The sequence below is a fragment of the Pseudoalteromonas sp. OANN1 genome (assembly GCF_024124685.1).
GTDB classification, from domain to species: Bacteria; Pseudomonadota; Gammaproteobacteria; order Enterobacterales; family Alteromonadaceae; genus Pseudoalteromonas; species Pseudoalteromonas piscicida.
In genome coordinates, this window is sequence record NZ_JAMXSE010000016.1 from 21,040 (window position 1) to 44,252 (window position 23,213).

At 41.8% G+C, this 23,213-nt stretch carries 19 protein-coding genes; 7 read left to right on the forward strand and 12 right to left on the reverse strand.

The features are described from left to right. Positions 1-42: 42 nt before the first annotated feature. Entirely contained in the window at positions 43-1,053 is a 1,011-nt protein-coding gene (locus tag NH462_RS13870) for an alpha/beta hydrolase (RefSeq protein ID WP_248694127.1), read from the reverse strand. A 51-nt stretch (positions 1,054-1,104) separates the two neighbouring features. Here NH462_RS13870 and NH462_RS13875 point away from each other — a divergent pair, with 51 nt between their 5' ends. The 5 genes from NH462_RS13875 (at position 1,105) to NH462_RS13895 (ending at position 8,098) form a co-directional block, all read left to right on the forward strand. Next, positions 1,105-1,692, forward strand: coding sequence for a hypothetical protein (locus tag NH462_RS13875; protein WP_010370008.1), 588 nt, complete (start codon positions 1,105-1,107; stop codon positions 1,690-1,692). Positions 1,693-1,882: 190 nt separating this feature from the next. Then, positions 1,883-4,201, forward strand: a complete 2,319-nt coding sequence (locus NH462_RS13880) for a ferritin-like domain-containing protein (RefSeq protein ID WP_010370011.1) — start codon at positions 1,883-1,885, stop codon at positions 4,199-4,201. 13 nt (positions 4,202-4,214) lie between these two features. Then, complete coding sequence (locus NH462_RS13885) at positions 4,215-5,165, forward strand: DUF692 domain-containing protein (protein ID WP_010370012.1); 951 nt, start codon at positions 4,215-4,217, stop codon at positions 5,163-5,165. Beyond that, positions 5,165-6,040: a DNA-binding domain-containing protein gene (locus NH462_RS13890; protein WP_253106103.1), complete on the forward strand. Its 876-nt coding sequence runs from the start codon at positions 5,165-5,167 to the stop codon at positions 6,038-6,040. The genes NH462_RS13885 and NH462_RS13890 overlap by 1 nt, the downstream gene beginning before the upstream one ends. A gap of 111 nt (positions 6,041-6,151) precedes the next feature. After that, positions 6,152-8,098 carry a winged helix-turn-helix domain-containing protein gene (locus tag NH462_RS13895; protein ID WP_253106105.1) on the forward strand — a complete coding sequence of 649 codons (1,947 nt, stop codon included), beginning with the start codon at positions 6,152-6,154 and terminating at the stop codon, positions 8,096-8,098. Between the two features lie 51 nt (positions 8,099-8,149). Here NH462_RS13895 and NH462_RS13900 read toward each other — a convergent pair whose 3' ends face one another. From NH462_RS13900 to NH462_RS13915, 4 genes are all read right to left on the reverse strand, one after another. Further along, positions 8,150-9,259, reverse strand: a complete 1,110-nt coding sequence (locus NH462_RS13900) for an alpha/beta hydrolase-fold protein (protein ID WP_253106108.1) — start codon at positions 9,257-9,259, stop codon at positions 8,150-8,152. A gap of 204 nt (positions 9,260-9,463) precedes the next feature. Further along, positions 9,464-9,865, reverse strand: coding sequence for a hypothetical protein (locus NH462_RS13905; RefSeq protein WP_010370025.1), 402 nt, complete (start codon positions 9,863-9,865; stop codon positions 9,464-9,466). 182 nt (positions 9,866-10,047) lie between these two features. Then, entirely contained in the window at positions 10,048-11,952 is a 1,905-nt protein-coding gene (locus tag NH462_RS13910; RefSeq protein ID WP_253106110.1) for a S9 family peptidase, read from the reverse strand. 118 nt (positions 11,953-12,070) lie between these two features. Continuing rightward, on the reverse strand, positions 12,071-12,862 hold the full coding sequence (locus NH462_RS13915; protein ID WP_253106112.1) for an AraC family transcriptional regulator: 792 nt from the start codon (positions 12,860-12,862) through the stop codon (positions 12,071-12,073). A gap of 98 nt (positions 12,863-12,960) precedes the next feature. On the opposite strand from NH462_RS13915, the gene NH462_RS13920 reads away from it, so the two are divergent. Both NH462_RS13920 and NH462_RS13925 read left to right on the forward strand, forming a co-directional pair. Then, on the forward strand, positions 12,961-13,677 hold the full coding sequence (locus tag NH462_RS13920) for a type 1 glutamine amidotransferase (protein ID WP_253106114.1): 717 nt from the start codon (positions 12,961-12,963) through the stop codon (positions 13,675-13,677). 321 nt (positions 13,678-13,998) lie between these two features. After that, positions 13,999-14,490, forward strand: coding sequence for a hypothetical protein (locus NH462_RS13925; RefSeq protein WP_253106117.1), 492 nt, complete (start codon positions 13,999-14,001; stop codon positions 14,488-14,490). Between the two features lie 213 nt (positions 14,491-14,703). Here NH462_RS13925 and NH462_RS13930 read toward each other — a convergent pair whose 3' ends face one another. From NH462_RS13930 to NH462_RS13960, 7 genes are all read right to left on the reverse strand, one after another. Beyond that, on the reverse strand, positions 14,704-15,870 hold the full coding sequence (locus NH462_RS13930) for a heparan-alpha-glucosaminide N-acetyltransferase domain-containing protein (RefSeq protein WP_253106119.1): 1,167 nt from the start codon (positions 15,868-15,870) through the stop codon (positions 14,704-14,706). Positions 15,871-15,985: 115 nt separating this feature from the next. After that, entirely contained in the window at positions 15,986-18,097 is a 2,112-nt protein-coding gene (locus NH462_RS13935) for a TonB-dependent siderophore receptor (RefSeq protein ID WP_253106121.1), read from the reverse strand. 498 nt (positions 18,098-18,595) lie between these two features. Then, positions 18,596-18,850 (reverse strand): HipA domain-containing protein, encoded by a 255-nt coding sequence (locus NH462_RS13940; protein WP_366033862.1) that lies wholly within the window; start codon positions 18,848-18,850, stop codon positions 18,596-18,598. Continuing rightward, complete coding sequence (locus NH462_RS13945; protein ID WP_253106125.1) at positions 18,851-19,093, reverse strand: helix-turn-helix transcriptional regulator; 243 nt, start codon at positions 19,091-19,093, stop codon at positions 18,851-18,853. Between the two features lie 373 nt (positions 19,094-19,466). Then, positions 19,467-19,928 carry an NUDIX domain-containing protein gene (locus NH462_RS13950; RefSeq protein ID WP_010370051.1) on the reverse strand — a complete coding sequence of 154 codons (462 nt, stop codon included), beginning with the start codon at positions 19,926-19,928 and terminating at the stop codon, positions 19,467-19,469. Between the two features lie 77 nt (positions 19,929-20,005). Continuing rightward, the gene (locus tag NH462_RS13955) at positions 20,006-21,073 is read right to left on the reverse strand and encodes a ChuX/HutX family heme-like substrate-binding protein (RefSeq protein WP_253106127.1); all 1,068 of its coding nucleotides are present in this window, start codon (positions 21,071-21,073) and stop codon (positions 20,006-20,008) included. A 9-nt stretch (positions 21,074-21,082) separates the two neighbouring features. Then, the gene (locus NH462_RS13960) at positions 21,083-23,200 is read right to left on the reverse strand and encodes a TonB-dependent receptor (RefSeq protein ID WP_253106129.1); all 2,118 of its coding nucleotides are present in this window, start codon (positions 23,198-23,200) and stop codon (positions 21,083-21,085) included. Positions 23,201-23,213: the final 13 nt, after the last annotated feature.

A 23,213-nucleotide genomic window follows, 5' to 3' on the forward strand; every position in this document is an offset into this window, starting at 1 on the left:
TTTTGTAAGACCTAGACTTACATTTTTCTGTAGCAGATCCCATCAGTTAAGCTCTTTTTTCACCTCAGCTTCACGATGAGTGGTGTACTTTTTATCTGAATTAGAGACTGAATCTGTACCTATAGAGTTATTGAAAAATTCAATAACAGCACCTGTAGTTTCTGGAGTTGGCATTGATGCAAGAATGTAATGATTATAACCTGATAAAACTAAGTTATTCACTTTATCACCTTCAAAAAATACAAGGCTTGACGCGGGTAAAACTTTGTCGTTTTCAGCTTGAATAATTAGCATTTTATTGTGCGAATCTATACCATTTAGTGCACCATAAAAGTAATCATTAATTTTATTTTCACTCATATACTCATCAATAACATTTTCAATGATGCTATTTGGGAGAAGCTCAACATAAGAGGAGGCTTCACTTGCAGCAAGATTCAAATCTTCTCGACTCAGTAATGGAACCACACCAATTAATGAATTTACTCTATACTTATTAGCAATATCTAAAACAGGTAAAAAACCCATTGAAAATCCAACAATATTGACTTTATCATAACCATTCGCTATTTCTGAGTAATAGTCAGTCAGTTTACTTCCAAACGTAAAACTATCTTCCTTTACCCCATCAAGATCCATCACAACAACATCAGAACCCATTGACGAGAACCAAACTGCATAAGATATTAAAAAAGATTTATCTATAGCAAAGCCTGGGATCAATATTGTGAGTTGTTGACTCAAATCCAATGGACGATCCTCACTATTTCGGATAACACTGAACTCATGATCTAAATCTCCAGCCTTAAAAGATAGGCTAAAATCTCCTTTCACAGAACGATCAGCTGGATAAAAATCATATATCAAAGAGCTTGACTCGCTCTTAATTATCTTCTCTAACCGTACTACCTCCAAATAATCAAAATCATAGTTAATTACAAACTTAGCTCTATTATTCAAAGAGCTGTGCATTATACTTCTACCTATTGAAGTGCAACTAGAAACCATTGAAACAAGAAAAATACAGATAAAAATTGATCTAATAAAATCCATAAACTAACATCCTCCTTGAAGTACTAACTTTCATATTAAAAAGGATATTTTATGAATTGTAAAATTAGATGTTCATTAATTGCTACGGCTTTAATTATTTCATTATCAGGTTGTGAAACAACTATCGAGCACAGATCGGAAAACGTTGAATTAGTTTGTAAAGTCCAAACAAATATGGACTCTCATCGATATTCTCTATTGCGGTCATTCGCACCTGAACTTTTCGACTCACGAGGTAATTTCACGATAACTAATATGGATCCTGCGAAATTAGAGCTCGAGATAAATAATGCTTACAATTATAATGAAGTAGAAGATAATCGCATAAAAATCACTTTAAAGTCAGGTGATTATGCATTAGCTCATAGGTGGTTCGATGTGTATAAATTAGGTGGCAGTTACAAGCTGCGATCACCATCAGCATTTTCAAATTGGGCTAAGCCATATGAATCCCAAGCAGATGGCTTTAACATAAACTTTAATCCCTCACCAAGAACAATTACGTCACCAAGCCGTTTTTCAGTATCTGGTAAGTATCAGAGCATCTCTTTGTTTGAATCTGCTCATATCGCTTTTGAAGGATGTGAAGGATCACCAGAGTTTCCTGTACCCAACCCAGGTGACTATTGCGAAAGATAAGTGCAAGTTGAGCGGCAAACTCTTCATTTGTCGCTCATATTTGGCTTCCCCTTCTCTGTAATTTGATGTAATCGCCTTATCAACAATTTACAGCTACTTTTTATTTTACGGCCTTGGGTCTATGTACCTTTTGTCGTCAGCAAACTATATCTTACATCTTACACCATATACCGTCACAAAGGAGCAAACCATGAATGTACAGAACAAGACAGGCCCATCGGTAGAAGTAGATAAAGAAATTGATGCCAACATCCTCTTAAGCAGTACACAAAAACAACAAATTAAAGCACGCAGTAGCGAGTATAAGGCTGCTGATTTATCTTGCCTGAAAGCAATTGCACAAGCTGCAATTAACGTGGAGTTATTCACAATCCCACTTTATATGACCGGCCTCTACTCGATTCAGGGCACACACCAGATTGCAGACTCATCAAACCTCTATCCCGGCCGTTACTGGCCAGGGCTTGGTCCGACTGCAGGATACATTCCTTCAGAACGATTGTCTCCTTACGACTACGACTTAAAAGACAGGTTTATTGGTTTTAGTGACTCTGAACTTAATGTCAATGAACAGGTTTTTAACGGCGTTTATAGTGTATTTATTGAAGAGATGCTGCATCTACAACTCGCTTCTAACATGGCGAGTAAAATAGGGCTCACACCGAGCTTTACCAGTCAGGCGTTAATTGACGATAAATTTGGTTGGAAGTGCTACAACAACCAAAGCGGTATTCCACATATTTTGGACTTTGCAGACTGTACTACAGACTTATCTAAGCTAAGCCCAGAAGTTCAGGCTTATTTCGAACAAATTTTTCCTGGTAAAACATTACAAGACCTGCGCGTTAATGCGACAGAGCTAAATAAAGAACAGACTTTACTCTTTATGCTAATAGAAGAGACTGAAGAAAACGCCAAAAAAATTATTCAGCCGCAGTTTTTAGAGCCAGACGCAAAAACAAAACAGCCAAAATATTTTGAACAAGCCCCATACGACTGGTGGAAACCGGATTACACAGAAAGTGATTTGCCACTATTCGGCTCAATTGGGCATATGTACTTGAGTTATTGGGACTATATTCAAATTGAATACGATGATAACACGAGTCTACTAGACTATGCGCTCTCAAAGGCTGAAGCAAACGACGCTAGAGCACAGAGAAACTACTTTAATGAACGTCCTGGTGATGCTTCATATCAAGCCCAATTCCCTGAAATAAAGGGCTCTCTTGATACAAATAATGAACATAATTTGTTAAAAGAAGCACTCATGAATAATGTCAATGCAATCACAGATCAAGGTGAAGGCGACGGCGTTGCAAAGATGATATGTTTACGCTGGGCAGAAGAGCCTTGGGCCCAAAGTGTCTTGGGTAAATTACAAAGTACGGCTAAGCCTGCTCACCCGAGCACTGTAGATGCACGTTTTCAACCAGATGAACCTGCCTTAGAGCATGACTATCCAAGCACAGATGGCAAACCGTTATCCGGTTCCGCCTGTGCCCGAATAGCCAACAAATATAAAGACCACTTTCAAATTTTCACCGATACGATGAAGCTCATTGTTAGTTATGAAAAACCAACAATGGCTCATAAAGAACGCTACCTGACTTGGCCAACTTGGTTTGCTGAGGGTAATAGTTGGACTGAGGCATTATTGGATCCCAACGGCGGTGATGAAGCACACGGACGTCACCCACAACTTCCACCAGTGGATAGCGTAGTGCGCGCACTCAATAATCTTAGGGAAACAGATAAAAAAACGCAGGAAACAAACAAGCTATTTAGTCAATCTGCGGTAGGCACAATTAAAGGTCTAACTTCAGCACTTGATCGTTATTGGTCGGGTAAAACCAGTGAATTTCCGGGCCCCGCAATGGGTGGCTCTGGCGATAGGATCTCGATTTGCTGGGCAACCACGGGAATTGCGCCAGATTTAGTAACGGGTATCGCCCCACAAAATCCGAACACCCTTTACCACGCCTGCCAAGGGATGAGTTACACCAACATTGGGGCGGATGACTTACCACCTCCTGAGGTCTATCACAGTTGTAAGGGTAGTAACGACTGTAAAGCACAGGGCGGCTGTGGTTTTGTTCATAGTACAACGCCCGGCGGTAGCTGTGGTGGTAGCGTATCAACAGGGCCAAAAAGTGCCCCTGCTGATAATAAGTGTAATAACTTGGGTGGGTGTGCTGTGCCTATCTCAGCCTCTCAACTCTTCCCAAAACTTTCCGGTGAAGACCAAGAATACGATATGCAGCTATTTAAGTTTAACCTAAAAGATAACAGCTTCTCTGCTATTGATTACACTTATCCGAAAGGCCAACAAGCTCCAACCGATCAATCTACAGATCATGTGCTAATGCCATATAAACAAGGGGATGCCGTATACGATATTGCTTGGCAAGCATACTGCAATGCCAATGGTTTATTGAACGAAGAAGGCAAACCTAAAGAGAAGCCAAAACCTTCAGATATTCGTCTAGCTCTTCCTCCATCAACTTGATAGGAAAGATAGCATGACAAATCCAATTCGGACGCAGCAGCTTGCTGCGTCCGCTATCGAAAAACTAACCGACTTGGGGTTTGGTGTTGGCCTGAGAAGCCAGCACTATCCCTTTATTATGTCCCATTTAGAGCGCGGTACATCTCTTAGCGTCGACTGGTTTGAAATCATCAGTGAAAACTATATAGATAATCACGGCTATGGCCGGCATGTCCTCGCTCAGTTAAAGGAACAATACCCGCTAGTGATGCATGGTGTGTCAATGAATATTGGTAGCAGCGACCCGCTTAACTTTGAATACTTAAGCAAGCTTAAGGAGTTAAGTGAATTCGTTAAGCCACAGCTTATTTCCGATCATTTGTGTTGGACAGGCATTGCTGGTTTGAATAGTCACGATCTCCTACCTATGCCATTGACTGACGAAAGCCTACAACACGTTATCAACCGTGTTGACCAAGTTCAGGATTTTTTAGAACGGCCTTTAGTGCTTGAGAACCCATCAACATATCTTGAATTTCAACATTCAACCCTCACTGAAAGCGAGTTTTTCAGTGAGTTAGTCACCGCAACAGGCTGCGGTATGCTGTTGGATGTAAACAATGTTTTTGTTAGTAGCTTTAATCATGGTTTTGACGCAGAAGCGTTTATTCGTCAACTCCCCCATGAGCACATCGTTCAAATCCATCTTGCCGGTCCTAGTGACTGCGGTGATTGTTTGATAGACACTCATGACCAGCCGGTGCCCGCCAAGGTTTGGCAGCTTTACCAACTGGCGCAGCACTTAACGGGTGGCGTGTCTACCCTACTAGAATGGGATGCCAATATCCCCAACTTTCCAGAGCTCGTTGATGAGTTAAGCAAAGCAAAACTGGTCCTGACAGGGCATATTCCAAAGCAAGATACAGTTACTAACACCAACGCACTGTCAACTCCAATCGTCAAAGAGCGAGCAGAATTAACATAATGAAAACGCCAGACTTAACGCAAACTCAGCAGTGGTTTAGCACCGTTTTAATGGTGCGAGGCGACCTACCACAAAAGCTCAATACCGCTGCAAATCCGCATGGTTTAACGCTGCATGACTGTGTAAAAAGTAACAAAACACTGGGAGCCATGAGAAGAGTAGACATCTATGCTGCGGGCTATGTGATGCGTTTAGTAGAATGTCTTCGGGGGGAGTTTGCTCTACTTTGCCAGCTTATGGGCGACGAAGTATTCGACACCTTCGCCAAAGCCTTTATTGTCACCTTACCCTCAGAGTCTTGGACACTACATCAACTAGGCTCACGCTTCGCTGATTTTTTAGCACATACTAAACCTACCGGTGATTTTAATGCCCACCAGCAAGCTATGTTTAGCTTGCCTTCAGAGCTGGCTAAGTTTGAAAGAGCCAAAGCCCTTGCACTGTTAAAACCAGGACCGGAAACCGAGCAATCAACAGCGCTAATAAACGAGATTGAACTCCTTTGCGGCATTGCCGAAGACTTTGTCATATCGGTGCCAGAATCCGTACAACTTATTCAAACCGATTACCCTTTGCTTTCTCTTATAACCCAGCTTGAGCAAGCAAAACCGTGCACCTTGCCAACGCCTGAGCAAACGCATATTGCAATATCGCGCCAACAATATCGCATCAAAATGAATGTATTAAATGACTGGCAAGCGAATTTATTACTGCACTTGAGAGAAAAACCGCTGCGCTATCAAGAAGCAATAACCTACTGTGCTAAGTGCATGAATATGGAGACTCAAGTATTGAGAGCGCAGTTAGCAGTTTGGCTGCCAAGCGCGATTAATAGGGGGCTGTTTATAATTCAAAATGAACCAGCACCCTGCTGATCCAATTTTCTAATAAAGGTTCGGTTGCTAAAGTTAAATAACTCTTGATGGGTTATTTTTATAGGCAATACAAGATAGACTAGCTGTATCGACTGCTGTTCCCAAATAATAATGATAACAATCAATAACCGTAAGCTAGACTTAGCCACGGGTGAACTTATCTACCTTGATGAGACAATCAAATTAGAGGCAAAGGTGCTGGCAGTATTTGAAATACTGTATCAGCATCGCGGAACGCTTGTTACGCAAGAGCATTTACTTAATTCTGTATGGCAAAATACCGTCGTCGCCCCAAATGCCCTTCAACGATGTATTGCTCAGCTTAGAAAACTACTTGGGGATAGTGATAAACGTATTATCCAGACTTTTCATAAAAAGGGCTATCGTTTACAAGTTGGGGATCAGCATACTGATTTAAGCCAAAAGCTGAGAGCCTATATTCTCTATTTCGCAGCTTTCATCACCCTCTTCGGTATGTTGTTTATCTATTCAACGATGCCAAAAGCTAATTTCCAACTTTCAGAGGTTACACCCGTAAGTTACGGATTGGAGTTGGAAAGCACTGCGACACTCACCTCAGGTAGAAGGTTGTTATATGTGGCCAGAACGCCGCAAGCAGCGGAACTAAAAGTAAAGGATTTGGATTTCCAAACAACTAAGTTAGTTACCCGTGCATTGGATTTTGTTGGCAAACCTCAGCTAAACAAAGATGGTAAAAAAGCAGTACTCATTGAAACACGCAAAACAAAATCACAAGCTAAGTGTCATCAAGCTATCGTCGTGTTACCAAGGTTTGCTGCTAGAAAAGTGATCTCTCCTTGCTTGAATAGCGAAGTACAGCAAGCCTACTGGGTTGGTCATCAAGTGTTACTTATCGCCAATAACGAGTATGCCCTTTTTACTCCGCACTCAGATTCAGTCACATTTACTTCTTTACCTATAACTGCAACAATTTTAGCGTCCTCATTTAATGAGGGTCAACTTACTTTACTCACCCAAGATCCAGATAAAGAGGCTTATCTCTCTAGTTATATGATTAGCAGAGAAAACGAGCTTTCTCTTCTTCAACAAGAAAAATTGTCTGGTGTAGAATTGGATCGTTCGCTAGTGCTAGTAGATGGGCCAGATACAACACATATACTTTCAACCGCATCTGCGCTCTACATTTTCCAAAACCTCCAGCTTGTACAAACCATTCCTGCAATCGGCTCAGAATCGTTCTACATTACTGAATATCTTAAAGATAACAACTATTTAGCGACACAAATCCGAGAACAAAAGCAGATTAATATTCAAGACAACCACTCTACAAGCCGACTTACAATCAGCCACTACGACGAGCTTTCAGGGCAATTTCAACCAAGTGGAAATGCCATTGCATTTCTCTCTAATCGTACAGGTACCAGTGAAGTTTGGTTAAAGCAAGAACAGCAAGAGATCCCGCTCACCCATAACAAACATATTTCGTCTTTTGTTTGGACAGCCGATGGTAAACAATTGTGGGCAGCATCAAAACAAAGCTTATTGAAAATTAATTTAGTCACTGGCGTTGAAGCTTTTCCTGCTTTATTTGAAAAGCAAATTATAATGCAATCAATTGAAATAAAAGGAAGTAACTACCTTCTCATCAATGATCTTGGCAATAAACAGCTAGTACTTTTCGACCCTGTAACCAACCATAAACAGCCACTTTATCAGGGGCAGGTTCACTGGGCACAAATACAGCAAAACGGTACTGTCTATATAGCCACACCAGATGAGCCAAACTTAAAAGTACTCATCAACAATTCGCTCAAACCACAGCCAATAACAAACAAAATCACATTGCATTGGCGTTTTTACCTACGTGGGAATGAGCTGATTATTCCCGACAAACAGGCGACTATCTGGCGCTATAACATCAACACGCAAGTTTTGGACATATTGGGCAAATCCGACGAGCAGACTCGCTTGATCACAGATGTTCAACTACATCCTTTTAAGGTTTTAGCTGACTCACCAAAAACACTTAGCGCAAACCAAGTTAAAGTAAAAATAGCAGAGCCAGAAAACCACTAATATAAAGGTGGCTCACACATGTGCGCCACCTTTATATTACTCTTAATAACGCTAAAGCCGAGACAATACTTGTTCAATATACTGCTTGGCTTCTTCATTTTTTTGCTCTGTTGCTAGCAACAAGGCACGCTTTAGCTGAAGTGTAGCTTGTGTTGTATCGCCCGCATTCAAAAGAGTCTGCCCATAACGTAAAGTGTAAATTACAGAGTTAGGCATAATCGCAAGTAGTTCATCAAACACGTTTTTTCCAAGTGTAATATTGCCTTGCGCGAATAAATATTGCCCTAGAGCAAGCTGATTGGCCTTAATATCAATCGAGTACCCATAGCGCTGTTCTAGTTTTTGGTGATATTCTCGCAACCCATTTAGGCCTGACTTGTCAAATTGAGCATAATCTTGAAGCTTTATTGCGCCAAGAATATGTTGTAATCCATGTCTTAGCGCTAGCTGTGCGCCTACATGATAATGATGTTGACTTAAGTCCTCCAACATCAAGTGTTGGTGTCGTTTTAAAACGGCGAGTGCAGCAAAAAACGGCCTATTTTCGTCAAAGCTGCCAAGACTGATATATAGGTTATTGGTGAGTTTGCCCTTGGCGATGTTGTCACTAATATCTTCTATTAGTTGCTTGGGAAGTTGACTCCAAACTGGCGCAGACAATATCGCGCCTTGGAAATAACCGGGCATCTTTCCTAATAAATTCAAAGCAATCTCCGCCCTGCTTGAGTACCCTTCAATGACTTTAAACGGCGAAAGATTAAATTGCCGTATCAATGTTGGTTCAACTTCACTTGCTAACACGCGAGCTAGCAAGGCAAAATACGCTTGGTCAGATAACTTGTCAGCCCCAGCAAAATTCAATTTGGGCACTCGCACAATCACAAGTTGCGGGATAGGTGAAAAACTAGTGTGACTCAACCAGTCCACTTCAGCTTTCAGTACATCAAAACGGCTCTCTCCCGCAGTTGTATAAAGCGTTGAGTATGGCTCCTTTCGGTTAACATCAAAATCAAAAGGCAGATATATTTGTACATCAACAGGCCCTCCCACTAACTTTGAACTCACAGTGATATGCTGTAACTTTGAGGCTATCTGAGCGTGACCAACTAACGCAAACAACGCGCAATTTAGCCACATCAAACTTTTTAAAAGTATTTTCATGCTTTTCTCCATTTTTGGGTAAGCTTATGAAATAAAAACTTTTAAAACTTGATGCATTGCTTATTTTTAATTGATGAATTGCTGATGTGGATCTATCGGAGTTTGTCAGAGGCTAAATATCAGGTGCCTAACAAACATGGTTACCTAAGTCGCAACGTTTAGCACAGTGACTATGGTTGTAAAAAGTGATGCTACTAAGGCTTATTAATTTCGCGTATACACGTTAAGCAACGGAAACTTATTCTCACCGAAAGCCAATGTGAGTGAAAGCGTTTCACCGCCGTCAAAACTTTCAGAAAGCTTCATCGGCGCGATCCTTTGACCGTTCGCTGTTAGTGCTAGCAGATGTTTTTGTGTTAATGTGCGGCGGCCACTCGATTCGTTTTTAATCGTGATCATTGCCCAACGCTCACCGTTTTCGTTACTCATCAGTACCGCGTTAAGTACCTTGAAGTCACTGATATCTGGGTAAATATTGGCATCATTCGGAAAAGCCAGTTCCATATTGTTAGACACTACGCTATCAATCGTTAATGCTTCTTCAGCGGCCTGTGCATTCACAGCCAACATAAGTAACCAAAAACCGCTTATTATCCTTTTAATCATTTAATTTTCCTTCTATTTTCCTTTGACTAATTCAGTATGGCGCCAATTTTCGGGTACAACAATACTTGCGAAGCACCAGCGTAAACTACAAAACAAAAATGCCAGACAACACACTGTGTGATCTGGCATTTTCTTAACTACTCAACTAGTCAACTACTCATTGCTGATAGTAGTGACATCAATTATAGAGTTTCTTCTAACCACTTGAAGAATTCACGCTGCCATACTATCCCGTTTTGCGGTGTCAGTACCCAGTGGTTTTCTTCAGGGAAATAAAGGAAACGGCTCTTTAAGCCACGTAATTTAGCGGCTTGAAAAGCTTGCATCCCTTGGCTCAGTGGTACACGGTAGTCTTTACCACCATGGATCACGAACATCGGGGCATCCCACTTATCCACATAGCTGATTGGGTTGAACTGATTGTATGCCTTGCTGATGGCCGCATTGTTTTGCTCCCAGTACGCGCCACCCAATTCGTTGTTCACAAAGAACATTTCTTCGGTTGTGCCGTACATACTGCGCAAATCAAAAATGCCACAGTGCGCGATAAAGGTTTTGAAGCGGCCATCGTGATTGCCAGCTAAGTAGAACGCAGAGTAACCACCAAAGCTCGCCCCAACTGCCGCGATACGTTTGTTGTCAACGTATGACTCTTTCGCAACATCGTCGATTGCGTCTAGGTAATCTTGCATTACCTTACCACCCCAATCTTGGCTGATATCTTTGTTCCATTTCACACCGTGCCCTGGCATACCGCGACGGTTTGGCGCAACCACAATGTAGCCTTGTGATGCCATCACTTGGAAGTTCCAGCGGAAGGAATAGAACTGTGATAATGGCGACTGTGGGCCTCCTTGAAGGTATAGCAGCGTGGGGTATTGCTTACGCTTATCAAAATTAGGTGGATAGATAACCCAAGTTAGCATGTCTTCGCCGTCTTTTGTCTTCACCATTCGTTTTTCAACGTTCGGTAAATCCAAACCAGCATAAAACGCCTCGTTCACATTTGTCAGCGCAACAAGCTTTTTACTATTCAGATCAAAGCGGAAAATCTCTTTTGCTTGATTCATGCTATTACGAGTAACAACTAACTGATCATCTAAGGCAGCGACAATGCTATTAACATCAAACATGCCCTTAGTTAGCTGCTGAATTTTTGGATTAGCTTTGGTTTTGGTGTTCACCGCTACTTGAAATAGCTGGATTGTTCCGTCAACTGGTGCAATAAAATAAATATGCTTACCATCATAACTCCACTCAAAACTGCTTACCGTGCCGTCCCAATGCGCAGTTAGATTGATTTCTCTGTCACCCAACTTAACGATGATGTCATTTTTATCCGCCTCGTTACCGGGCTCATCCATACGTAAGAAAGCCAGTTGCCCTGTCGACGAGAACTCAGGGCTTTTATCATACCCCAAGTTTTGTTCAGTTAGATTGGTGGTTTTCTTGCTCGCTAAGTTATAACGATAAATATCTGTGTTGGTACTGCTCGCATATTCTGCGCCAGTCAGCTTTTTACTGACATAGTAGATATTTTCACCTTTTGGACCCCAAACATAGTCGCTTGAACCACCAAATGGTGACGTCGGGCTATCAAAAGGCATGCCTTTCATGATGTCGACTTTTTCTTCTGTGATTAGGTCCTGATAGAACACATGTTTAACACTGCCGTCTTTCCAGGTATCCCAATGGCGGTAGTTTAAGTCGTCAAACACGTAGGCATCTGCTTGCGTAAGCGCTTTATGCCTATCCGTGGCCAGCACAGCTTCAACATTGACGGTGTCATGAAATAGTTTTTTGCTACCATCTGGCGAAATATTGTCGTCTGACAATATCCCTTGATACGCGCTTAAAAGCTGAGATGCCCCCCCCTTTAACGGCACTTGATAAACTTTGCTATCAAAGTCATTGTTCTCAACACTAGGCGTTGTAACTCGATAAATTACATGGGTTTTGTCTTTAGATAACCCAAGCGCACTCACGCGCTTTACTTGCCAAAGCTTGTCTGGGGTCATTACCTCTTTGGCAACTAACCCAAAACTTGGTGCTAATCCTAAGCTAGCACATAAAAGAATTCGCAACATCGCGAAATGCCTCCAATAATCAAAACTAGAATAGACTACATAAAGCGAGAAGAACTTAAAAGCATTCGCGATAAGATACTTTCGTCTCTAGTGCAAGTCACGAGCAAGCAGAAGTTGCTCAAAATAAATTTACGTTGTGCTGTAAGTTGGCAATTCGGTATTTTCTCGGTGTTTGATTGAACAATTTCTTAAACGCTTGAACAAACGCAGAGTCAGAAGCGTACCCCAACTCGATAGCAATTTCCTGTATGCTCTTTTGCGACTCTAACAATTGCAAAGATAAAACTAACCTCACATTTTGTCTCCACCGTGAAAATGATTGAGAAAACTCCCTCGAGCACAATCGCGACAAAGTACGCTCAGAAGCGCCCACTTTTGTTGCCCATTCCTTTAACGTAAATGGTAAATCCGGTTGCTCTTTAAGCTGTAAGAAAATGGATAAAAGGCGTTTATCGGTAGGTATGAGCAAGGGTATTTCATAACGGTTTGCGATCTCAATTTGATCTCGCAATACAGTTAGCAAATGTGTGATATTGGACTCTGCTTGAGTGAGCGTCTCGTTTTCAAATAGAAGCAGTATTAACGCTTTAATAAATGGCGTTACCAGACAGGATTTTGGTTGGTCTCCATACTGAACATATTTGTCGGGATTAAGGTAAATCGCCAAAAACTGTGTGTCTGTAATCGCTATGGATTTATGCACTGTATTTGCGGGTATGAAGAGCATGCCATTGTGAGGTACGATCCCGCTTTTATCGCCGATACTCGATTGCAGCAGCCCCTGCAAAGGAAACACAATTTGATGCCACAAATGTGAGTGAAAGTCATCAACATAGCCAGAAGCCATATTCGTCGTTTTAGTTATGATTTGTTTATTAGGAGAACCTTTGATGAGGTCATTAGCTTGCATCTTGGCGACTTATCAACATTAAACGTCTGTTAGTATAAATTACGCCATCCAAATTTAATATACCATCTACAGCCTATCGTTAATTAAAAGGCACAAAGATGCATATTCACTTTATCGTTCATGAACATTTTGAAGCGCCCGGTGCCTATGAATCGTGGGCAAATAAACGCGGTCATACCGTTACCTATTCGCGAGTTTATCAAGGCGAACCGCTCCCAAAAAATATCGAAGGCTTAGATTTTTTGATTGTAATGGGAGGACCTCAAGATCCGTCAACAACTATTGAGCAATGCCCGCACTTCGATGCAACAGGTGAGCAAGAAGTCATCTTGAACTCGATTACCGCCGGAAAAGTTGTGCTTGGTATATGCCTTGGGTCGCAACTAATCGGTGAAGCGTTAGGTGCAGCATTTCAACCTAGCCCTGAACGTGAAATAGGAAAATACCCGATAACCTTGACGGAAGCTGGGATGACACATCCACTATTTAGTCATTTTGGAAAAGTGTTGGATGTCGGTCATTGGCATAATGATATGCCAGGGCTCACCAGTGGATCACAAGTGATTGCATATAGTGCGGGGTGCCCAAGGCAAATTGTCGCCTATCAAGACTTGGTCTATGGTTTTCAGTGCCATATGGAATTTACCAAAGATATTGTCGCATCACTGATTGAAAATGACGACCTCAGTGACGCTTTACAGTATCGATTTGTTAATGAGCCAGAGGTTTTACTGAATCATAACTATGACGAAATGAACCAAAAACTGTACGACTTTTTAGATAAGTTAGAAAGCTTTTATAAATCACAGTCCTGAGTGTTAATCATATTATTTAACCTGCCTAATTGCTCAGTCTAGCGGCCTCTGTACGTCTAAAAAATGTAATTGCTTATTAAGGCAAATTTAGGTGTAATGAATAAATAATAAGCGCTGAGCAATGCAGGGAAAGCTTACATAACACTAGCTAGGAAAGTGAGAGCCTCCAAAAAGCCTATTTTTCTAAGTAAGCCATAGCATAAACGACACCAGCTCTGACACACCAAGCAGGTGATGGCTCAGTCCAACAAGCGATTATGCAACACAAACTGCATGTCGCATAAGTACTAAACTGTTATACAACTACGGATAGCTCAGAGTATGCCCAATCCATTTATTCCTGAATCGTTCAAGCCTCCGACGTTTTTTGATAGTGAAAATTTTCACTTCAGAGTGCTTGAAGAAGAAGTTGCTGAGTTAGACTTTGAAGCAGTAATGTCCAGTCAAAAAAGGCTACAAGGAATATTTGGCCCTGAAACTGAGTGGCCTAAAGTTAATATGACCCTAGAGGAAAATATAGAAAGCTTAAAAATTCATAAACAAGAATTTGAATCAAGGGATGCTTTTGCATATTCCATATTTAACAATTCAATGGAAAAATGCCTAGGCTCTGTTTATATAGATCCAAGCCGATCACTAAATTATGACTGCGAAGTCTACTTGTGGATTCGAGATGATAGTATTGCGTTAGAAAAAATACTTTATCAGACTGTCTTAAATTGGCTTCAATCAGCGTGGCCTTTCTCAAAAATAGCATTACCGGGCAAGTCGATTTCATGGAAAGATTGGACTCATGAGTTAAAAGCTGTATAACAACGTCATGTTTAACCGTGACACCCGTCCTTATGCGTCCTTACTCCTTAAACAAAAGTGAAGGCATAAACTCTAAAAATGTTTGGGAATGTAAGATGAGGCTAAGACACCCACCACAATTCGCATCTATATTATGATGGGTGTCTGCTACCCGCCCGTCTGTTATCCACTTCGTTTATTTTTAAAACAACAACTTAAACAGTATTTTGATATTTAAAAATACTTTACCCATCGCGCTGATGTTTTCCGTTTATAACCTGCAAACCATTTACATAACGGGTATAAAAGCACGCTTAAAAACATTGCGAATAGCCATATCTGCCAAACATGATAAAAGCCAAAATATGCAGTTTGACTGCTACCATAGTGCTGATTCGCACCAAATAGCCATTGTGCCAATATACTAAGGACAAGTAGCGCGTATAGGTGCGTAATGTAGAAAAACATCGGTGCTGACCCTAGTACTCGAACCGGCTCTAATACTCTGAGCGCATTAGTCTCTAAAACCGCTAATACGAATGCACCAACTCCCAAGGTAAGTAAAATAAAATCGAGAGACGGCGGGTATTTAGTAAAGTTAAAAAAGTCCATCGTGGTAAGAAGTGTTGTCGCCTGTTGAGACCAATCAAGCGTTTCTCCGTATAGATTTAATCCTCTTAAAATCACTAAACCAATTAACAGAGCTGTCCCACTTTGCAATAAAATGGTTTTACGTACTTGCGATGACACTGAGCCTGAAAATAAAGGCCCTACCGCATAGCCGCACAAGATAACGCCAATCCAAGGTAAAACCGGATAAGACGCTTTTACGTTAACTACAGCATCTGCGACTAAATAACCTCGGTCATGCAGAATCGTCCAAACGGTATAACCTATTTCATTCGGTGCAAACTCGATGGGCGACAATAAATTATGACCAGCCACAATACTTACACCCAATATTGCTATCACACTGCGGGGTAAAGCGACCATCAGTGCCAATATCACCATACTAACGCCAATCGCCCAAATAACTTGTAAGTACAGTGTTTGATACGCACCAAACCAAGAAAAATTAACCAGTGTCATTTCAAGTAAAATTAAAAATAGGCCACGCTTTAAAAGAAATGGCAGGGCCGACCGCTTCGAGCCGTTTGCAGGGTTTTCATACAACCAAGCCGATAAACCTGTCAAAAAGACAAAAATAGGCGCACAAAAATGGGCACTTAAGCGGGTAAAATACAGATCTGGACTCGTGGTATGAATGTCCATTGGATCAAGAACTGGTACATGCAAGAAAAACCGCTCTCTCACATGGTCAACCAACATAAATAACATCACGATGCCACGCAGTATATCGATAGAAGACAACCGTGTTTTACTATTTTGCAGATTATTCATTACACTCTTTCTCGTGTTAAAAACGAAAAAACAGTCCAAGTAAAATGACTCAGACTGTTACTCTCGACAAGCAGATGTCTTAGAATAGGCTAAGACTTTACGCTCGCATTAGGGATCAAAACTGATACTTCACACTTGCGCTGTATGTTGTAGGTGATCCCGGCATGGTCCATAGTTTGTGATAGGAGTTTTCAAAATAGGTCTTATCAAACAGGTTGTTGATGTCTAGTTTCACACTTACCTTGTCATTTAATTCGACCGATGCCGATAAATTAACTAGCGTATAGGATGGCAAAATGAAGTTTGCGTCTGTTGTTTCGCCCAGACGCTCACCCACATAATTCACAGTTGCTCCAAGATAAGATTCTTTTCCTAAAAAAGTGGTGTAATGCTTTAGTGAAACATGACCAATATGATCTGCAATATTGATCAAACGTGAGCCTTTGGGGATAGGCACGCCCCAGTCCGCATTAATCACATCATTTGCGGTTTTTGCGTCGGTATAAGTATAAGCAAGCGCGAGTACAGTCTCGTCTGTTAACTCAGTCGTTAATTGAAATTCAATACCTTGGCTTTCTACTTCGCCCAAGGTTGCCGATAAGCCGGTGTCAGGTTCAGCGGTAAGCATATTGGTTTTTTGCGCATCAAAAAGTGCAATGCTACCCGAGAAACGATCCGCAATACCTTGCCATTTAGCGCCGATTTCAAAGGATTTAGTTTCCTCTGGTTCAAACGCATTACGATTAGAATCTAAACCTGGATTTGGCCTAAACCCTTCTGCGTAACTTGTGTACAGATTAACTTTGTCATTCGCGTTATAAATAAAACCCAAGCGTGGCGTAAACTCGGTTTGCTCTTGGCTTTGCGCTTCATCACTACGAAGGTTTAGAATGTCTTGCTCAAATTTATCAACACGGACACCCACTAATACTTTCGATTTTTCAGTCAGTTCGATCAAGTTTTGAGCATAAATACCTAGACCTTTTTGGCTTTCTTCGGTCAACGTTTTTAATACAGGTTCTGGTTGTGTTTGCGTGTAGTCTGGGTTATTTGGGTTAATGCTATAGGTGGTATCGCCCGACCCCCATGCCGTACGCCATACTTTATAGTCAGTATCAATGTCAAAATTATAGTGATCAACGCCCACTAGAATGTTGTGCTTTACACTGCCAAATTCAATTTCACCACTGAGCTCAATACGCGCAGAAACATCCAAAGCTTGGTAGTCTCGAGCACGTCTTTGACGAGAAAGTAGGCTCGCGTCTGTGTATATCAACTGTCGACCATCTGATAATTCGGTATCTGAAGATACACCTTCAAATGAAGAGTCTCGATAAGCAAATCCAGTGAGTATGTGCCAATCATCGCTTAACCTATGGTTTAACACTAACTGATGACCTAGGGCTTCAACTTGGTGCGCACCATCACGAATATCACCGTAAAAAGCGTCCGTGTTAACGTCATCAAAGTCATTATTTAGAATATACACCCCTCTATCCAACGGCTTTTTCTGATCGAGTACTTCCATTTCATAGCTCAGACTCGTGTCATCAGAAATATTCCACAGTACCGACGGCGATAAGTGCAAGCTTTTGATTGAAACATGATCTCTATGTGTGTCTGAATCTTCATATGCGCCATTTAGTCGATAAGCAGTTTCTTTGGTAGCTGAGTTTGTGTAATCAAATTCAAACTGTTTTTTACTGTAATTACCAAACGTTGCTTGAATATAACCTTGCTCTTCGAACTGAGGCTTTTTGGTAATGATATTGATAGTGCCACCGGGCTCCCCTTGCCCATATAACGCAGAGCCTGGACCTTTCATGACTTCAATGCTTTCGATATTGGCTGTACTTCTATTGCCGTTGTAGCCTCGAGAATTAAAGCCATTGACAAGATAGCCTGATGGATTATTTTCATCGCCCGAGAAACCACGGATAGCAAAGCTATCAAACATGCCTCCAGAGTTATTTTGCCTAACAACACTCGGTGTGAGTTCTAACGCTTCCATAAAGCGAGTAATACTTTCGCTTTCAAGCAGTTCTGAACTAATGGTATCGACTGCTTGAGGCGTTTGAACTAAAGGTACATTACCACGATAGGGCTGCCGAAACTGTTTAATCTCTATACGTTCGATTTCCCGGCTTGGGCTATGATTTGAAGCTGATTCTTGCGCAGTAGTGCCATTAGCCACCAAAATGAGGGAGAGTAGTAATTTTTTGTTCACTGGTATCTCTATTTTCTGGAATTCAAAATTTGATACAATATAACATACTGCATCGTATTATTGTTATTTGATAAATTGTCAATCGACGCTTTTTTTGTGTATTTGGTCGAAAGCTCTCTCTTGTTTGAGATTGTTTGCTTCTGAAGCTGAGCTGTATTTATCTGAATTAGCTCTGAGCGGTGTGATTAACGAGGGATATTAACGCTATAAGTGCCTAGCAGTTTTGCACATTCATACTCGTTCTGAGTATTTATTCTCCAGTACACATGAACTTTATACGTTAATTTAGTCGGATAGGTTAAAAAATTACAGTTTTCTCGGGCCACATTACCCTGTCAAAATAGTAAACTTTTCGACTATATCCTTATCAATCTCCTTGAGCAGGGTATGTGACAAACCTAAATTTTTGGCTTGATTGCGAAACGAGCGAGTTATTTCGAAGATTTCTTCAACCATCACCATAATTGCCTTCTTTGAAGATAACCCAGACTGAGCAGCTTACTGGTCTAGCGCGCGCTTTGGCGTTCGGCCATTCCCGCCAAATGCCGTCATATGCTCTTTGTAAGGGCTGGGGCTATAAACAATGTCGTAGAAAGGTGATAGTGTCCAGTTATCGGTGTCACTGGCAAGAAAGCTAAAGTTCTTACTGTGATCATCTTGGTTAACCGTTAGGTAATTAAAAATGTAGCGCTTAATAAGCTTTTGAGACTCAGTAACACTGCACATGATACGCGTAGCTTTAACTAGGCTGATTTAAGCATGTCGAAGCACATCCTCTATAGTTTTATATTCAGGCTCAGATAACTTTGTCAGCTCTTTCACTTTTTTCAAGTCACCGACAGTCTCATAAAGCATAAGAAACTGCCGCAATGAGATGTTACCAGATGACTCAAACTTTCGGATCGTAGCATAAGGCACACCAGAGAGATCGGCCATCTTCTGAACACTGAGTTTATCTTTTTTCCGAGCGGATTTGATAAACTCTTTGAGTTCCATCTGCATATCATAAGCGGTATAAAGAGATAGCATAAACGCCCAAAAAAACTGTCACTATAGTATCAATTATAGCATCCATGATGACTTTTTTGCTATTATGATAGCAAACATAAAGTATTTCACCGATATTTGCCATCATAGTAGCAGAAATTAAAGCAAGACTGACATCCTTCGGATATAGAAAAAGAGGTAGTGAGGCATGTTTCCCAATGTGCCAACTATTGAGAAAAAGGCGATTGAACTCTAGAGCATTAACATAAGTTAACAGTGACCTCCACCGTTATTTGTTCGCGTTAAAACCTATTCACGTAATGACTTAAACTGTACAAATACTTTAACCCACCTCTTGGTTAACACATTTTAAAAAAGCAAGTTAAGATAGTTTTTCAGGTTTTTTATCGGTTAGCTCTCGAAGCAATTGTGGCAACCACTCAGGCTTAAATTGCGCTGGATTTACCTGCGTCATTGCGTTAAGGCTCCACCACTGCCATTGTTGAATTGTATCTTTTTCTTCTTCAGTCCAACGTGCCGCAAAGACCTCGTCGTTACTTGAGCATCGAATAAGATAGTACTTCTCTTGCCAAACCGCAGGGATGGAGCGAGCAACTGCATAAATAGCTTCACGCTCTTTCACTACGGGGCCTATTTCTTGCTCCAACCCTGTTTCTTCATAGAGCTCTCTAGCAGCGGCATCTAGGTAAGTCTCATTGCCTTGTAATTCGCCACCAGGCGTTGCCCAGAATGCTTCATGGTGATGTTCATCCTGATACTGAAATAGCAATAACTCTTGCTTTTCATTGACGATAATTAGTCTTGCACATTGTCTTTCTTTCATTATGTCTTCCTAGTACCTAGCGAGTAAAAATAAAAAAGCCCTGTGAGCAGGGCTTTGCTACTAACACGGTAAACTTATTACGCTGCAGCTTGTCCTTTATGGATCAATCGCTCACAGAGGGCTTGCCACTCGCTAGTTTGCTTTTTGCCTTCAATGCGGCGGCCAAATAGCGTTAATACCGTTTCGCGATTGGCATCAAAAAACTCAATAGAGGTGACCACCGTATTGCCGTTATCCGTAGGTTTTCTGACCACGAACGCGCGGGTCAAATCGTCTGCTTTTATATGTAGGTTAAACTCAGGATCTAAGACGTTAAACCAAGGGCCAACTTGCTTGAGGTTTTCAACCTTTCCAGAGAAGATCTGTACCGCACCTGGGTTGCCAACGAATACCATGATCTCTTGCTTAAACGTTTTTGCTTGTTGAAAAATATCAGCAAGGTCAAAGCTCTGTAGCTCAAAGCTCCATGGTGAACCGACGAGCTCAAGGGCCTGCAAGCGTTCAAAGTTGTATGTCTCTAAAAGCTTTGGAAAATGATGGACATCTTCAAGCTCACTCCACTGACTCCTAAAGTTATCTAGTTGCTCAGCGCTCGGCGAGGTAATTACAGGCTCCACAAGTTCAAATGGCTTAACGCTAAAAGAGCGCTGTGATGTTAGTTGATAGCGCGCTTTAATATTCACCAGTTCATTAAAGTCCGACTCAGTCGTGGTGTAAACCTTATGTACCGCACGGCCATTTTCATCAAAAAACTGCAAGCTCGTATGACTTTCGGTTTCAACTAAGAATATGCTTTGCCAACGATACAAAAATAACCGCAAGTCGATACCGCCGGGATTGATTGCAATACCACTAAGCTTGCCATTATTGTTTGAAACATAGAGCTTTTCGTATAACCCTTTAATTTCATTTACCACGCTGCCGTTACGCGTCAGCGCCATCACTTTACCCAGCTTTTTCAGGCTTTTGAGGATATCGGCAAGTTGCGTTTCGTCTAATCGTGTTACCGTGGCTGTCACTGCTTCTTCCAGTTGGGCATTCAATAATTCGGCTTCACTCACGCCCAGTTGCATTGCTGCATCAACGGGCCGTGTCCTTGGCTCACCCGCTAACAAGGTTTTATAGTCTTGAATTAATTGCTTCATGATCTCTCCTTAAAAACGCCAGCTGATCTGGGTTTTAATGTTGCGGCCAAAACCGTAATCGCCTATTCCACCACCGGTACCAGCCATCAGTTTGTATTCTTTGTTAAAGACATTATCGACAGCAACTCTTAGATTAAAGGCTGTATTAATATCCCAACTCGCATATAAATCAGTCAGGGTGTAGCTTTTTTGTGTTTGCGTTGAGTATTGCCTTGTTGCACTGTCCATCACCTGCACATCACGATCGCCACGCCTGACTATTTGCGCACCAACTTGAACGGCTTGATCAAATAACGAGGCGCCTAAATCCAAAGCCATTTTGTCTGCAGGCAAATACCATAAAGGCTTGTTGTCTTGATCTTTGCCGTCTATGTCACTGTAAGAAAAGTTGCTGTAAAAGCGTGGTGTTGCAAAGTTTACTTCCAGCTCAATGCCATCTCTATCATTGCTAGCGCGATTAGCATAACGTGGTGCAGGTACGGGGTTGGTCACATTACTGGTGACCGACGTGATTTCATCGTCTACCGAGATATCAAAGTAGATAAAACGCGCAGTTAATGTGTCATTGTCAGTGAGTATGTTATTTGCCTGATAGGTCACGCCAACTTCGGTGTTATTGCTATATTCTACGTCTAACGCTAATCCTGGCTGTCTGCCACCGTATTGATCGTATAACTCGTCAATGAGTGGCGCACGGAAACCTTCTTGGCGGTTTGCAAACACAGCCCACTGTGGTGTCAGTTGGTAATTTACACTCAAAGCACCCGCCCAATCACTGTGTGTCACTTTACTATCTAATGCTGCAAACGCCTGTTGAAATTTAGCTGTTGGTGAGGTGCTATAGCGTTCATAGCGAAGCCCTGCGATCACAGTAAGTTGCTGCCAAGTAAATTCATCTTGGATATACACACCGGAGCGCTTTTGCGTACCACCCGGTTGGGATGTCATCTCAGCGGTGGTTGGAGTCGGACCGTATTGCTCACAAGCATAGGTCTCGTAGTTAAGTTTTAAGCATGGTAATGCTGTCTTTTCACCAATACGCTCTTTGTCGGTATATTGCACACCATAGGTCAAAGTATGTGAGTCCAATACGCTGGTATTCATTACATCCAGAGTGGTGATGTTGTATTCATAGTTTGATTCAATACCGATGTAGTCCTCAAGCATGCCGACACCATCAGATTCAGCCACTTGACTGCTGGTATAACCAGCCTTAGCGCTGAGGTTCAGGTAGGGATTATTTGCAGGGTTTAGTTCATAACTCAGATTAGTAACGGACTGCTCTACCTCACGGTACACCGTCCCCCATGCGCCCGGATCTGTTGTATTAAACTCGGTTCGCTGGTTATCTGTGGTCTCGGTGTAACTTGCCCCCACAATGGCATCATCACTTAAGAAGTATTCCCCTTTTAACAGAACAGAGCTGTTTTCAATTGCCGAGTTATCCAAAGTTTCATCGTTAGACAACTCCCAATCATCGCTATCGCGCTTTACAACACCAGCAAGTAGGTCAAGCGAATCATTCGGCCTTGCAAACGCGATCACTGAGGCATTCTTTTGAGCGTTGTTGCTGTCATAACCAAGTTTAATTTTAGCACCAGCGACTTCACCATCCTGTAAAAAATCAGCGGCGTCTTTTAGCTCAAACTGAACAACACCGCCGAGCGCACCACCGCCATGAAGCACAGTGCTCGTGCCTCGTTTAATGCTTATTGAGCGATATAATTCAGGATCAGTGAACAGGCTACCCATGCGATATTTTTCAAATGTTTGCAGCATACCATCAATCGTCACCATCACGTCTTCCGCGTCGCTAAAGCCACGAATATTGAACTTATGCCCAGCCGCTCTTGGCCCACCACTGGCAGAAACATTGGGAATGGTATCTAAAGTCTCAAATACACTGCTATCTAATTTGCGCTCTATTTGCTCCGACGAAATAACATTCACCGCTTGTGATGATTGCAATGCGGTTTTTGCTGTACGCGTTGCCGTTACAGTCACTGCATCTAAGTCTGTTTTTACCACTGTCGACTGAGAGCCATCGTTATTTGAAGAAGATGCGGCTTGTACCCAGGTGGCAGAAGTGGCAAGCGCGATAAAAAGAGTTAATTTAGATAAACGCATAAGAATACTCCGA